Annotated in this window: 10 protein-coding genes; 2 read left to right on the top strand and 8 right to left on the bottom strand. The window is 40.7% G+C overall.

The features are described 5' to 3' along the window. Positions 1 to 41 precede the first annotated feature (41 nt). Positions 42 to 1,469, top strand: a complete 1,428-nt coding sequence (locus tag DMB45_RS12470) for a polysaccharide deacetylase family protein (protein ID WP_052634817.1) — start codon at positions 42 to 44, stop codon at positions 1,467 to 1,469. A gap of 119 nt (positions 1,470 to 1,588) precedes the next feature. Here DMB45_RS12470 and DMB45_RS12465 read toward each other — a convergent pair whose 3' ends face one another. The 7 genes from DMB45_RS12465 to DMB45_RS12435 form a co-directional block, all read right to left on the bottom strand. Next, entirely contained in the window at positions 1,589 to 2,458 is an 870-nt protein-coding gene (locus DMB45_RS12465; protein ID WP_146216445.1) for a hypothetical protein, read from the bottom strand. Between the two features lie 24 nt (positions 2,459 to 2,482). Beyond that, entirely contained in the window at positions 2,483 to 3,892 is a 1,410-nt protein-coding gene (locus DMB45_RS12460; protein WP_041504366.1) for a RagB/SusD family nutrient uptake outer membrane protein, read from the bottom strand. 15 nt (positions 3,893 to 3,907) lie between these two features. Beyond that, positions 3,908 to 7,516: a SusC/RagA family TonB-linked outer membrane protein gene (locus tag DMB45_RS12455; RefSeq protein WP_041504365.1), complete on the bottom strand. Its 3,609-nt coding sequence runs from the start codon at positions 7,514 to 7,516 to the stop codon at positions 3,908 to 3,910. 72 nt (positions 7,517 to 7,588) lie between these two features. After that, a complete protein-coding gene (locus tag DMB45_RS12450; RefSeq protein ID WP_041504364.1) occupies positions 7,589 to 8,746 on the bottom strand; it encodes a FecR family protein in 1,158 nt (385 codons plus the stop codon). A gap of 71 nt (positions 8,747 to 8,817) precedes the next feature. Beyond that, the gene (locus tag DMB45_RS12445) at positions 8,818 to 9,387 is read right to left on the bottom strand and encodes a sigma-70 family RNA polymerase sigma factor (RefSeq protein ID WP_041504363.1); all 570 of its coding nucleotides are present in this window, start codon (positions 9,385 to 9,387) and stop codon (positions 8,818 to 8,820) included. Between the two features lie 246 nt (positions 9,388 to 9,633). Then, a complete protein-coding gene (locus tag DMB45_RS12440) occupies positions 9,634 to 10,041 on the bottom strand; it encodes an immunoglobulin domain-containing protein (protein ID WP_041504362.1) in 408 nt (135 codons plus the stop codon). Between the two features lie 330 nt (positions 10,042 to 10,371). Then, positions 10,372 to 11,301 carry a calcium/sodium antiporter gene (locus DMB45_RS12435; RefSeq protein WP_041504466.1) on the bottom strand — a complete coding sequence of 310 codons (930 nt, stop codon included), beginning with the start codon at positions 11,299 to 11,301 and terminating at the stop codon, positions 10,372 to 10,374. Positions 11,302 to 11,422: 121 nt separating this feature from the next. On the opposite strand from DMB45_RS12435, the gene DMB45_RS12430 reads away from it, so the two are divergent. Continuing rightward, complete coding sequence (locus tag DMB45_RS12430) at positions 11,423 to 12,685, top strand: Nramp family divalent metal transporter (protein WP_041504361.1); 1,263 nt, start codon at positions 11,423 to 11,425, stop codon at positions 12,683 to 12,685. On the opposite strand, the gene DMB45_RS12425 is transcribed toward DMB45_RS12430, so the two are convergent. After that, entirely contained in the window at positions 12,682 to 14,865 is a 2,184-nt protein-coding gene (locus DMB45_RS12425) for a RelA/SpoT family protein (protein ID WP_041504360.1), read from the bottom strand. The two genes, DMB45_RS12430 and DMB45_RS12425, sit on opposite strands and share 4 nt — an antisense overlap. Positions 14,866 to 14,933: the final 68 nt, after the last annotated feature.

Genomic DNA, 14,933 nt, shown 5'->3' with positions numbered 1-14,933 from the left:
AAACGAACGTTTTATTATCATCCAATATTAAACAATAGAGTATGAAAATGCACATAATCAGTCTTGTTACTTATGTTTCAGTATCTACATTATTTATTTCTTGTATTAAAAAAATCGATTTATCCGAGAAACAAGAAGAAGAGCAGAAAGAAAAAGAAGAGATTGCTTATATTTATCCATTTAAGAGCGAATCCCACGATATCACAGCTGAACTTGTCATTAAGACGGACGGTAAAATCGACTTAAAAGAGATTGAAGCAAAAATCCCCCCTTTGAAATACAATAAGTCCTGGTTATTCCTTTTAACACAGGATGATTGTAGTCAAACAGCTTATTGCAATACATGGGCGGCCATTCACGGTAAACCGTTATCCTCGAAATATTATTACGATGCGGCCCATTTAAAAGCCGGAGACTTACCCCCGGACAATTACAATCTCGGTAAAACGTTAGGCTGTACAGACGGGAGCGGCAACGAGGTACGTTTCTCTTTCACGACAACACTTGCACCCGAATGGGAATGGATGAATGCGAAACCTTCCGTACAAGTCGGTTTCACCCAAAATTACTACCGTTTCTATATGAAATCCGGCCTTATTTGGAATAACGTTATCGAGATGGTCAATTACGGCGTCGGCATAGCCTTCCATAATGTAAAAACCTCCATGGTTCACAATCCGGATAGTATCAAAGCACATTATATAACCTCCCAAGGGATTATTTCAGACAAATTATCGGGACGGATATGCAAGGTTTTAACGGAGCCCGACGGCAATAAAACTTACGTGGAAGCAGCATTGGCGTATGATCCGATCCGGATCATGACGGCACAAAACGAAGCTTCCACTTTATACCCGTTTAAAACGACAAACGACTTATATAAACAACTACTGAACAGATTCTTTTACACTACCGAACAAGCCAAAGAATACATCCGGTCCGAATTACAAAAAAGCAAAGAGGAGAGAGCCGCCATCCAGATCGGAGTTCACAAAACCGATCCCGCCTGGGCACAATTTCTTCTTTGGCTTAACAATACTTACGGAAAAGACGGAGACGATTCCGTATGGTCTCCCAGCCTGGAAGAGTACTACGAATATAATTACTACCGCATACATAGCGTCATTCGAAAACAACTCATCGGCAACACGTTGAAATTAACCGTTACACTACCCTCCAAAGCCCATTTTTACTACCCCTCCATTACCGTCAACCTGGGTCACCTGCAAAAGCAGCATATCATCTCCATCGTCTCGGGAAATACCGTTAGCGGACTATCCTATGCGGATCATAACAACGGCCTCATGCTAAACATCGATTGCCGGAGGTTCCTACCGGACCACGCCATCCATTATGTCAGGAAATACGAATCCGACCAAACAGTATCCAACCGAATCGATGCCCTTTATTTTATAAATTGCTTAAAGGACTCCGACAAAAAGAGAGAATTACTGAAAAGAATAAAATAAAAATTGTCTCGAAAGTCTTCTTCCTTGTTACCTTGCCTACATCCATTCCGGATTACAATACAAACAATAAAAACAAAAATCTCCGAGACAATCTTTCCATCCATCAGATCCGACTACATTCAGAATGTAGCATCCCCGATCTTTTGAATATCAACACCATAATTCTTGATAAAATAATTTCTTAACAAATCATACTTTTTCTTTACTAACGGATATTGCAAATCGTCAGCCCATTGGGCGGATGTTTTCGTTAACATTCTATAAATATAAGCATTCCAATCGTTTGCAGGCTTCAATGCCGACGGATAGCTATACCATGTCCATTCGTATTCTCCTTTCACAAATCCCCTTGTTCCGCCATAATCAGGAGAGGCTGGATCGTTATTTGCTACTTTCGAATAATCACTTACGACAAAAAATTCATCCGGGATTTTAATTATTTCTTTTTGTATCCACCCTATCCAAAGAGCCTTTGCTAACGAATTTTTATATGTTAACTTTTGGGAAGCAGACATGTTCAATATTTTCTCGGAACAATTATTTATAGCCATCCAATTTGTCCCCACCACATAATCGTGATCGACATACTCTTCCCAAAAATCATCATAAGTCTGTAATTTAGAACATAAAAATACCTTATACGACATATTCTTTTTATGGAACTCTTCCGAATAAAATCTAAACCAGACCTCATTCAAAAAATTCAACATATTTCCGACATATTGCGGATCACCCTCCTCGTATTCGTAAGTCATCTTTATCACGTTTTCAACTTGTGACCACTCTAAATCTCGTTTGGTAAATTTATAAAGGAAATAGGTGTTGTATTTTTCATACAACTCCACGACCCGGTCATCGGCAGGAGACTCTCCCTGGGGTAATATATAGTCGACTTTCGGTAGTTCCACATTTCCAATCTCCTTATCATCAACACATCCCACTCCACATAAGGCTATTAATAACATCAAATAAATCTTCATTGTTTTCATATCATCCGTATTAAACGATTCTTTCTATTTTTGCACTCCCGTTCTTTCAGGCTCTTTCGCTGAAGCATTTTGCTCCAATTTCCCGTTATTCTCTATGACTGCATTCGGGATAGGTAGTGTATAAAGGGCATCTTTCTCCTTTAACCTGTACACGACCCAATTATCTCCTTTTTTTACTTTATAGTCATGAGACACAGCAGGCATTCCATATCGTCTTAAATCAAACCAACGCTGTTCGTCAAAACAGAGCTCCAAGCGACGCTCCAGTCGTACCTCATCCAATACCTTTGTCTTATCCATGTAAGAAACATCCTGATACCCTTCAATTCGATGACGACGCAGATCATTCAGATCTGCCAAAGCTTCCGTTAGTTTATTCTCTTGTACGTAAGCTTCAGCCCGATTCAGGAATGCCTCTGATATTCGCATCGTTGTAGAAGGACTTCTGGGAGTAGTCATTCGATTCTTGGTAACAATTAAACCATCGGCAGAAAACCAGAGATCCAATCGACGATCTCTCGGTTTAAATTTCGACATAAAATCGTCCGACGGACGAAAACCATCTTGTATCGCTCTTTTATAATTTTGTTCTCCGCTTCCGTACACCCATTCCACTTCGGAATGATCATAATTTGTCAAATAAAACTTTGTTCCTCTGGGTATTTGAGTATAATCCGTTAATCCCTCCGCATATTTAATAGCCTTATCGGCAGCATCAATCGCATTATCCCACTCTTCCATATAAAGATAAACCCGCGATAATAAGATATTCACGGCACAAATATTTATCCGGTAATTTCCCCGGCGCTTCGGGTATTTCTCAAACAAATCGGAGGATGTTTTTAAATCATTCACGATCTGAGCGTATACCTTCTCCACCGTATTGCGCTGGAACCCGTTTTCTTTCAGATCGGAAGTTAGCTTCAACACCACCCCCAAAGCTTCCTTGTTATGAGCATACGGTTCTCCAAAATGATTTACCAGCATATAATAAATATACCCTCGTACCCCGAAGGCTTCGGCCTTTACCTGTTCTCTCTCTTCAGGGTTACCCACGGCATCGTCGATATAATCTAAAGTAGCATTTACTCCCATTACCCGGTTGTACATCTGAGAATAACTTTCCGTCAATTCCTTAGAACTTTCCCACATATCCGGTTGCCAAGTATAAAATCCCATGCGATTGATAATCGGAGTAATTTCGTTTTGACCGACAAACTTTTTCTCGTTGATCTCCACATCGTCATCGAATAGATAAAGTGGGGCAAAAAGAGCTACGGCCGGTCTCGGATATCCGGCCCCCAAAAGAAATTCACTATAATCCGCTACCGATTTTACGATTACCTCATCCTGTGATTCTTCTTTCAAGAAATCGGAACATGCCCCTAAAAGAACACTCCCGACTAAACATATCATTAATTTCAACTTTTTCATACTTGTCATTTCTTGTTAAAACATTAGTTGTAAAGATAAAGAGGTCACCCGACGCGTAGGCCAATTACCGGTTTCCGGATCCAGTCCCTCCCACTTTTTATCGGAAACCCACATAAACGGATTCATCATACTCACTTTCAATTGCATGCGTTGGGCATAAATACGATTCAACCATTCCCGGTCGAACTCGTAAGAAAGAGAAAGAGAGCGACAACGGATAAAATCGGTATTAGCCACCCGAATATTCGACATATCATACTGATTATAAGGATTTACAGCCAATCCACTCGTTACACTTCCCGTGACAGGCAGAAGTATTTTCGTTTTACCGAGTCCCGGTAAAGAGGGTAAATTGTTATAAATATCATCTCCTTTCTTTTTCCAGCGCTTAGCCAATTTCCGGGAAACGTTTTGTTCGGGAGAAGGGAGTCCCATACCGGGAACTACTGCCGCAGGATAGAGAGCCGGTAATCGTTTGTGTCCACCCCATTGCACGGTGAATAATGCATAAAACGAAAAGTTTTTGTATTTAAACATTGTATTTAATCCACCCGAAAAATCGGGCAATATTTTTCCACTTTTCACCAAATACTGAATAGCGTCGTCCACTTTCTCCAATTCCATGCCTTTAAACAATGGCGTCCCGTCTGTTTCATCCAATTTATCAAATTCGTAAGAATAAAATGTCGAATAGGGTTCTCCGTTTACAACACATTTCCCGTTTAAATAGTCATTTAAGGTATTTACCCTTTCGTTCTTTTTCACTTTATTCCGTGTCACTCCGGTATTCAACGAAAGCTGCCAAGTAAAATCTTTCAATTGTACCGGAACTACATTGATGACAAAATCATACCCGTAATTCTCCATTGTAGAACCGGAAACCACTGCATTTCCCACACCGTTCTCGTAAGGAACATCACGAGACGAGAGTACGTTGCTACTTTTGGCAAAATAATTAGCCGTAAAATTCAATCGTCCCTTTAAAAAAGCGGCTTCGATTCCGATATTATAGGTATTTGTTTTTTCCCAACCCAGATTCGGATAGGGTAACGATTTAATGTTTAAGACATAAGATTGATAATAGGAATCCAAACTACCATTAGAAGCTATTAAATAGGGAGAGACATTACTTACGGCATTTCCTTGATAACCGTAAGAGGCATATAGTTCCAGATTATTCAACCACCATAAATCACTTGCAAAACGTTCGTTTGTTACTCTCCACTTTGCCCCCACGGACCATGTCGGTTCAAAACGTTTGTTTTTATCCTGCCCGAAACGATTGGAGGCATCTAACCGTGCGCTAAAATTCAACACATAGCAATCATCATAAGTATAAACGGCCGAAAGATATTCACTCAATTTATTATCTACCTTATTTACTACTTTTGAAGAACCGTTCACGTAAGAACTATTATCCTCCTGATTTATACCCAAATACAAATAGGTAGTAGGCGGAGTTGCAAAGGTTTCTCCCCTGCCCCTTAAATACCCCCAACGAGCATTGTTTCCTCCTTCCGTTTTCGTGGTATTGGTCTCTATTCCTAATTGTAGAGTTACCCTGTGTTTATCCTGTAACAAACGATCGTAAACCAAGGCGTTCCGCACGGTAATCGCCGATGTATTTGTTAAGCTGGTCTCTAACTTTCCGCCGTGAGGTAGCGGTGTTGACTTAGTCTCGGTTCCATTCGACTCTACGGTTCCATATTCATACCCCCTGTACTGCGTAATATAAAAAGAGTTCTCCGTTGCATACTTTTTAGAATCGGAAGAAGAAGAGGTATAAGAGACCAATCCCTGATATTCCAAACCGGGAATAATCCGCCACTTCAAATCAACCGTAGCTCCCCAGGTTCTGTTACGATTCTCACTTCCTGTATTTGCCAATTCATTTAGAATATTATAATTATAACTTTTCTTATTTTTGATAGCCGGACTCATCGCTCCTTCTTTCAAATGATAAAATAGGGAACCATCTTCATGGTAAGCCGGAATAACCCGTGTCGTATAGTAAGCGTAATTGAATGGATCCACCCCATAGGCAAAACCTTTCACCTTCCGTATAGAGCCTTTTAACAACATATTTACAGTCAATCGTTCTCCCCAATTCACGGTCGTATTGGAAGTAACTGAAAACAGGGACATATTATTTCCTTTTGCCTCTCCCTTTTCATCCTTATAACTGAACGAAGTCCGATTCAAAATTTTCTCCGAACCTCCGCTAATACTCACGTTGTGAGAATGGTTAAAAGAATTCCGGAACAGAATTTTAAACCAATCCGTATTTTCCCGAGCCATCTTTTCATACTCCCGATTCATCTCCTCTACCGTGATCTCTTTATTGAGCAATCTCTGGATTAATCCGGCATAACCGATCGGCAAAATGGGATTCGGATAACTTACCCGTTCCTCGTATATCTCTTCCGAGAATGTCATGGCTTCTCTGGAATTCATCTGGTCGTACAAACCGTATCCCGGACGTTGTCCAACGGAATAATCTCCGTTATAACTTACCGAAATCTTCCCGATTTCGGCCTTTTTAGTCGTGATCACGATCACCCCGTTAGCGGCCTTAGAGCCATATATAGCGGTTGCAGCAGCATCTTTCAATACCGTAATAGTCTCTATATCATTTGGATCCAACCAAGAGATTGCATTTCCTGCCAATTGCCGTATATCGTCAGCATCTACCGAAAACTTTGTGTTATCCTCCTGATTGAAGGGTTGAGGATCCTGTTGAATCACTCCATCTACCACCCATACCGGCTCCTGACTTCCCAGAAGGGTTGATGTCCCTCTGACCCGGATCTTTGGAGATCCTCCGACCAACCCCGTTCCCATTTGCACCAACATACCGGGAACGACACCTTGAAGCATCTGATCGATAGAGGAGGCGCCTGCCATCATAATATCCTTTGCCTTTATGGTGGTTGCCGCTCCCGTGTAATTTCCTTTTACAATATTCCCGTAACCGGTAACGATAACATCTTGAAGGGCTTCCACATCTTCTTGCATTTCCACGGACATCTCCGCCTCTCCTTTATACTCCTTTTCCAATGTTTTCATCCCAATAAAAGAGAATACCAAAAAGATTTTGGACGAATCCGATAAAACGATCTGAAATTTTCCGTTTGTATCCGTTGCCGTACCAAGGGTCGTTCCTTTTATTCTGACAGTAACACCGGGTAATTCCGCTCCCGTGTTATCCCGAACTACTCCTTTTATCGTCCTGCGCATTTTTGTAACAGAATCCGTTGCAAGCCGCAACACATCCTTAATAACGACAACATCATTCATAATGGTAAATGTCAACTTTGTCCCTCGTAATACCTCACCTAAAGCATCTTGCAAAAGGAGGTCTTTAATTTTTATTTCAGATTTACGTTCTTTTCTCACTTTATCCACGCTATAAAAAAAACGAAATCCCGTTTGTTTTTTCAACTCTTTCAGAGCCTGTTCCAAGGTCACGTCCGACATATTAAGGGATATTCTCTGCTGGGCATGTCCACCCGCACTCACTCCTAAATGCAGTACCAACATAAAAAAGATCCATAACTTCATAATAAACAGTAGTTTTTGTAAATTAATAGGCACACCATACCTACTGAAACCATTTTTTTTCATACTTTTGAACGTTTCGTTAATTTATTAATGATCACTTGTAAATACGGATCGTTGTTGGCGCAGCATCCGTATTTATTTCTTTTCTATCCAAACTTTTTTTCCTTTTACATTAAATTTCACATCGCCACCGGTTTCTATAAGATTCAAGAAAATACTGATACTCTTGTAACGCTCCAAATCTCCGGTAAAACGTAATTTTTTCACCTCCAGCGTTACATAAAATACTTCTATATCATACCATCTTTCCAACGTATTCATAATATCCTCCAGAGAAGTATCTTCAAAAACATATTTTCCATCCCGCCATCCAGTGTAAAATAGTAAGTCTACCTTTCTCAACTCCGGCTGGCCTTCACCACGATCCACAACCTGAAATCCGGGTAATAAAGTCAACTTTTCCTCATTTGTTATTTTCGACGAGTAGAGCACTTTTCCCGAAACCAAAGTGGTCACAGTTTCATTTTCATTCCCGTAATCACGAACATTAAAGCTTGTTCCCAATACTCTTATTTTCCCTTTGGAAGTTTTAACAATAAAAGGGTGCAAAGAATCACTCCTTACCTCAAAATAGGCTTCGCCCTTTAATGCTATTTCCCGGAAATTACCAGAAAATTTCACGGGGAAAGTGATTTCCGTTTCGGCATTTAACCACACCTCTGTCCCATCCGAAAGAATCAAATTATACTCTCCTCCACGAGGAACATTTAATGTATTTAATAAAGATATCGTATCCTCCGAAGTAGGAGAATAAGTCAATTTCCCCTCCGCCACATGTAGCATTGTCCCATCCTCCTCTCTCACTTGCAGAGAATTTCTTTCCAATCGAATTCTTTTTCCACCTGCCATCGTAACGACAGCCATAGAACGCCCGGGCTCAATCTGATTCATAGCCTCACGCTCCAAGGGTAAAGAGGATTCTTTTATTCCCTGCCAAATCCCTAAAAAAATTACGATCGATGCTGCAGCAATCGATCCCCACAAAGTAATACGTCCGGACATATTTCGAGGCTTTCGAATTTGTTTTCTAAATTCCCGATAAGCTTTTTTTCTGTCAAAAGAATTCTCTGCTGCCTCTACGCAAGCCACGATCTTTTTCTTATCAAACATAGAAATCCCATATTCTTCCCGCAAAAAATTTAACCGTTCCTTCTCTGCAAGGTTTAACCAGCTTAACAACTCCCGACAGGTTAAATCAGATAATTCGTCTATTATTTTTGAGTACTTTTTCATTCTTTTCGAAAGTATATCTTATAAAGAATCCCAAAAAAGAGAAACGGGTACCTCCAAAAATCAATTATTCTTTAAAATTTATTCCCAAAGAAAAACAAGAGGAACAAATCGGAACGGATTTCCTCTTTTATCATCGCATAAGCCTCTTTCTTGTGTTTTTTTACCGTATTTACAGAAATTCCCAACTCTTTTCCGATATTCTCATTAGTCATATCTTTCATACTCAACAAGATCACTTTTTGACGTTTTGGCGGCATCCGGTCTATCAACAGACGTAATTTACGTATTACTTCTTCAAAAACGACCTCCGGTAATGTCTCCGAAAAATGTTTTTCCTCGAAAGTTTCCCACTCCTGCAAATATTCCGACTCCCGAATACGATCCCGAATTTCTTTCAAACAATTATTATGAACAGCCCGATAGAGGTAGACATTAAATTCCGCAATATGTTCAAAATACAAAGGTTTTTCCCATAAACGAACAATAACTGCCTGTACTAAATTAACAGCTTGATCATGGTCATTAAGAATCCTTACGGCATAATGACAAAGCGGAATGTAATAATCGTCGTACAATTTTTCCCATGCCTTAGCATCCTTTGTATTTATACCCGCAAGAAAATTCAGAATATCATTTTTCATTTATCGTCCATTTTTGGAATATATACATACAAAACTACATATTAAATGGAATTATAAAAACAAATAAGCCATAAAATGGAACACGACCGACAAATGATGTATTTTATTTCCAGATTATTTTATTACAAACAAAAATGAACCGAATAAAAACCATGAAAATTAAGGTTATACATAAAAGATTGTGCCGGAAACGGTCAAAACCCGTTTCCCGGCACAATCATTTCCAATAAGGTTATAAATTTATCTTCACTGATCAGCCAATACCGTCACGTCAAATGATACATCGGTCGTTCCTGCCGTATTTCTAAGTACTATTTTATATCTGCCAGAATCACTGGTCTTTGCCTCTTTTATAGTAACAGTTACTTTTTTCTTTTGCACTTCGATATCTCCATGATACAGATTACCATCCTTATACACCTCGCAGGTAGCCTCTGGTTGCGAGGTATATACAATATAAAACGAAATAATCTGTCCTTCAAAACCCTTAACAACAAGAGTTTTAGGAACTTTCTCGGTTATTACAGGTTGAATCGCCGTACCCCGAAGGATTCCCTTCGTCATATATAAACCCTCCGATACCTTTACCTCTCCGTTTTTAAACCCGGTAAAACTCATAAATAACACCAAAACAAATAACAATTTCTTCTTCATGGTTATGTGATTTAATTAATATATTTTACTAAAATAGATAAAATAATTGCACACGCCAACAATAATAACAATTAAATTATTGATCGTATTCAATCTTTACTACACGATAAACACTCGTACTACATTATAAAACAGCAGATTATCGATAGATTATATTTTATAAGAATAATCTCAAATTAAATATACGTAACATTCATACGCGAAAACGTTTATCATTACTCTTTGACTTTTACCCATTTCACCGCATCGGCAACGAGTACTTGTGATGATACCATCCTATCCTGTCACTCAAGGTTACTTTGGCGTTTTAGAAATCCGAAGGCACTAAAATTATATCAATAAATAGAGCGTATAAACCAAATAAATAATAAATAGTACTATTCCTTCCCAACGTTCAATTCGAAATCCCGTACGCATAAAAGGGAGTACAATGATAGCCGCCCCCAGCATGACAGCCATATCCAATACATTAATCTGATCTGTCCGGATGGGAGTAATGGTTGCCGTAGCTCCCAGCACGGCAAATAAATTAAATATGTTGGAACCGATTACATTCCCGATAGCTATATCCGTCCTTTTTTTTAAGGCGGCAACGACGGAAGTCGCTAATTCCGGCATACTCGTTCCGGCAGCAACGATGGTCAATCCGATTACGGCTTCACTCCATCCCAAAGCTTTGGCAATGATCACGGCATTTTTCACCAACATATCCGATCCCCAAACCAATAACAACAATCCGCCTATCACCAGAATTACATCCAACAACCAACTTTTCGTCGGCTTTATCTCCTGTTCCCCTTCGATAGCCTCTCCTTTTTTAGCCTTATATACGCAAAATAACATATATCCTGCAATCCCCACCAAAAACAGGATCCCAGGGAGTCGCCCGAAATGCCCATCGCTAAACAACAGCACAAAAAGGAGAGAAGCTATAAGCATGATTGGGGTATCGATTCGAATCAACCGTCTATCGACCTGCAAAGGACAGATCATGGCGGAAATCCCTAAAATCACACAAATATTAAAAATATTGGAACCGATCACGTTTCCCACGGCGATGCTACCGATACCCTCCAATGCCGATTTTATACTAACCACCAATTCGGGAGCACTCGTACCCAGGGCAACAACCGTCAGGCCGACCACCAAAGGGGAGATTCCCGCCCGAACAGCCATGGATGAACTTCCTTTCACTAAAAAATCCGCCCCGAAATAAAGAATCGCCAGGGATAATACAACTAAAACTACACTCAGTACCATATTCATCTATTATATAAACTCTTTTCCTCTTACAATCGTAAAGAATATATTTGAAGTTTCAAAATTATAAACTAATTTAGTCTATACACTCAAAAATAAATCTATTTTTACAAAAGAACTTATGCTTAAACATTTAAAGCAATTATTCAGTACGGCAAAACATCATCCGAATTTCGGCGGGCTTGAAATATTGAAATACATCGGTCCCGGTTTACTGGTAACGGTCGGTTTTATAGATCCGGGAAATTGGGCCTCCAATTTGGCGGCTGGTGCCGAATACGGCTACACCCTCCTCTGGATGGTTACCCTGTCTACCCTCATGTTAATTATTCTACAACATAACGTGGCTCACTTGGGCATAGCCACCGGTCTTTGTCTGTCGGAGGCAGCGGCAACCCATCTCAAACCTAAACAGGCCAACTTAATCCTCGGATCCGCAGTATTAGCTTCCGTTTCGACCTCACTGGCCGAGATTTTAGGCGGAGCTATCGCCCTGGAAATGCTTTTTCATATTCCGATAAAGGCCGGTTCATTGTTGGTTCTACTCTTCGTTACGATTATGCTTTTCACCAATACCTACCGGATCATTGAAAAATGGATTATCGCTTTCGTGTCCATTATCGGCTTATCTTTCATTTACGAATTATCATTAGTCGATATCGATTGGAACGCCGCCACCGTAGCCTGGATAACTCCCTCGTTTCCCCAGGGCTCCATGGTCATTATCATGAGCGTATTAGGAGCTGTCGTCATGCCGCACAATCTGTTTTTACACTCGGAAATCATTCAAAGCAGGCAATGGAATATTCAAGACGATAAAGTGATCAAGAAACAATTACGTTACGAATACGCGGACACCATTCTCTCGATGTTCATCGGTTGGGCGATCAACAGCGCCATGATTCTTTTAGCCGCGGCCAGCTTTTTTAAACACGGAACTCCCGTTACGGAATTAGAACAAGCCAATACCCTGCTCCAGCCTCTTTTGGGAAACAATGCAGCTATCATCTTCGCTGTCGCTCTACTCTTTGCGGGGGTAGCCTCTACCATTACCTCAGGCATGGCTGCAGGCTCCATTTTCGCCGGTATGTTCAAGGAACCTTACGACATTAAAGACAACCATTCCCGGTGGGGCGTACTCATCTCTTTGATCGTGGCTTTCGGATTGATTTTAATTGTTTCCAACCCATTTCAAGGACTTATCTACTCTCAAATGGCACTTAGCATACAACTTCCCATCACTATTTTTCTACAAGTACATCTCACCTCTTCCGAAAAGGTCATGGGAAAATATAAAAATTCCACCTATACGAAATATTTACTTTACGCGATCGGCGGAATTGTTACCCTGTTAAATATTATGCTGTTAATCAGTTTCTTTTAATTTTCAATAACCGAATCATGCCGGGCGACTCTCATCACGCCCTGAATCCGTTTCAATCGGGAAATCAATTGGGAAAGATGTTCCGTATTTCCTACCAATACCGTAATTTTTCCATCAAATAATCCCTCGCTGGAATTAATGGATAACCCTCTCAAGGTAACATGCGGGTCTTTCGAAATCACCTCTGTGATTTTATTCACCATCCCCGCATCTTCCCGTCCGACAATGTTTAAGATCGTCTGATAAGAAGTAGCACCCCCGTTCGTCCATTGCGCCTTTACGATCCGATAAGGATAACGCTTTTCCAAATCCATGGCATTTTTACACTGCTTCCTGTGAATTTTAATTCCCTCTCCGATCGAAACGAACCCCAAAATCTCATCTCCGAAAACAGGATTACAACACCGGGCAAACTTATAAACGACATTGTCCACATTCCGGTCAATCAACAAAACATCCTCATCCACCTTTTTAGGATGAATGATCTGTACCTCTTTCGCTGGCACAACAAGTTTTTCTTCCTCTTTCGGTTTCGTGACCCACTCCTTAATTTCGGTCATCGTGTGTTTCCCTTCCGCAATTCCCTGATACAGATCAATGGCAAATTTATACTTATAATGCTGTTGCAAACGTCTTATCACCTCATCCGTCAACTCCAACTTCCAGTTTTTAAAACGGCGCATCAGCATCTCTTTACCTAACTCCGCTTGCGCTCTCGATTGCTCGGTCAGGTATTGCCGGATCTTATTCCGGGCTTTAGAAGTTACCGCGATATTCAACCAGTCGGCACTCGGTTGCTGATTATTAGATGTTAAGATAGAAACCTGATCCCCGTTCTTTAAAACATAGCGCAGGGTTTCATTCCTTTGATTCACCTTTCCTCCCACGCACTTTGATCCGACATCCGTATGAATGGCATAAGCAAAATCCAACAAAGTAGCACCTGCCGATAAGGTTTTCAAATCTCCGGCCGGAGTAAACACATGTACCTCCTTATCCTGCAAATTAATTTTTATATCCCCCAACAAGTCGACAGCCCCGACCTCCGGACTTTCCAAAATATCCCTCAGCTCGGCTAACCAGTTTTCAATCGCCTTATCTGCCGTTCCTCCTTTATATTTCCAATGGGCTGCAAATCCCCGCTCGGCTATTTCGTCCATTCGTTCGGTCCGGATCTGCACCTCTACCCAACGATTGTTCGGACCCAAAACAGTTGTCTGCAATGACTCGTATCCGTTCGATTTGGGCACAGAGAGCCAGTCTCGTAAACGTTGCGGGTTAGGAGTATATTTATCGGCCACGATAGAGTATACCCGCCAGCAATCGGCTTTCTCTTCTGCTCCCCGGCTATCCAAAATAAAGCGAACGGCAAAAATATCGTATATCTCCTCGAACTCCACCTGTTTCTTGCGCATCTTATTCAAAATGGAAGCTATCGTTTTCGTACGATACTTTACCTTATACTTTATACCTCGTCGATCCAATTCTTCCACGACGGGAGCTATAAATTCCGCGATATATTTCTCACGGGTATCTTTCGAATCCTCCAATTTACGAGAGATATCCTCGTATATCTCAGGCTCCTCGTAACGTAAAGCCCGATCCTCCATTTCCGACTTTACGTTATACAATCCCAAACGATGCGCAAACGGTATATAAATAAACCTCGTTTCCCGAGCCAACCTCAACTGTTCCTCTCGGGAAAACGAATCCGCCCGACGCAAATCATAAATTTTTTCGGCCAAAAAAATCAACTGCACGCGTACATCCTCCGCAAAACTAAGCAATAGCTTACGAAAATTATCCGAATCCACAATCGCATGCGTTGCATAAATACGACTGATATCGCGTAAACCGGACAGAATTTGGGCTACCTTCTCACCGAATAACTCCCGAATCTCCAACTCTGACAAACCGTCACTCTCCGCTACCTTATGTAACATGGCACAAATAATCGAGGTCCTTCCCAATCCTATTTCGGAAGTAATGATAAGCCCCACTTCCAACATACGAATCATCTCTTCTCTATCTGCCCCGGGCATATTTTTACTCCCTCTCGTAGCCATATTAAATGCCTTACGGACCAAACGAATATCCTCTTTAGAGATCAAATTCTTACATGATTTCAGAAGTAACCTGTACTTTTTTAAAATAATCTCCTTGGCTATATCTTCTGCCATACTGCAAAATTTTAGTGATTTATACGAACTGATTAATCGCTGCAAAAAGAGTGCCGTCCATTTTCAAT

The sequence above is a fragment of the Sanguibacteroides justesenii genome (genome assembly GCF_003204205.1).
GTDB lineage: Bacteria > Bacteroidota > Bacteroidia > Bacteroidales > Marinifilaceae > Gabonibacter > Gabonibacter massiliensis.
Note: the sequence above shows the minus strand (reverse complement) of the source record. Positions and strands in the feature narration are given on the sequence as shown.

Excerpts from the sequence above, each read along its gene's own strand:
- DMB45_RS12470 (WP_052634817.1), top strand. The coding sequence starts at position 42 with ATGAAAATGCACATAATCAGTCTTGTTACTTATGTTTCAGTATCTACA.
- DMB45_RS12465 (WP_146216445.1), bottom strand. The coding sequence starts at position 2,458 with ATGAAAACAATGAAGATTTATTTGATGTTATTAATAGCCTTATGTGGA.
- DMB45_RS12460 (WP_041504366.1), bottom strand. The coding sequence starts at position 3,892 with ATGAAAAAGTTGAAATTAATGATATGTTTAGTCGGGAGTGTTCTTTTA.
- DMB45_RS12455 (WP_041504365.1), bottom strand. The coding sequence starts at position 7,516 with ATGAAAAAAAATGGTTTCAGTAGGTATGGTGTGCCTATTAATTTACAA.
- DMB45_RS12450 (WP_041504364.1), bottom strand. The coding sequence starts at position 8,746 with ATGAAAAAGTACTCAAAAATAATAGACGAATTATCTGATTTAACCTGT.
- DMB45_RS12445 (WP_041504363.1), bottom strand. The coding sequence starts at position 9,387 with ATGAAAAATGATATTCTGAATTTTCTTGCGGGTATAAATACAAAGGAT.
- DMB45_RS12440 (WP_041504362.1), bottom strand. The coding sequence starts at position 10,041 with ATGAAGAAGAAATTGTTATTTGTTTTGGTGTTATTTATGAGTTTTACC.
- DMB45_RS12435 (WP_041504466.1), bottom strand. The coding sequence starts at position 11,301 with ATGGTACTGAGTGTAGTTTTAGTTGTATTATCCCTGGCGATTCTTTAT.
- DMB45_RS12430 (WP_041504361.1), top strand. The coding sequence starts at position 11,423 with ATGCTTAAACATTTAAAGCAATTATTCAGTACGGCAAAACATCATCCG.
- DMB45_RS12425 (WP_041504360.1), bottom strand. The coding sequence starts at position 14,865 with ATGGCAGAAGATATAGCCAAGGAGATTATTTTAAAAAAGTACAGGTTA.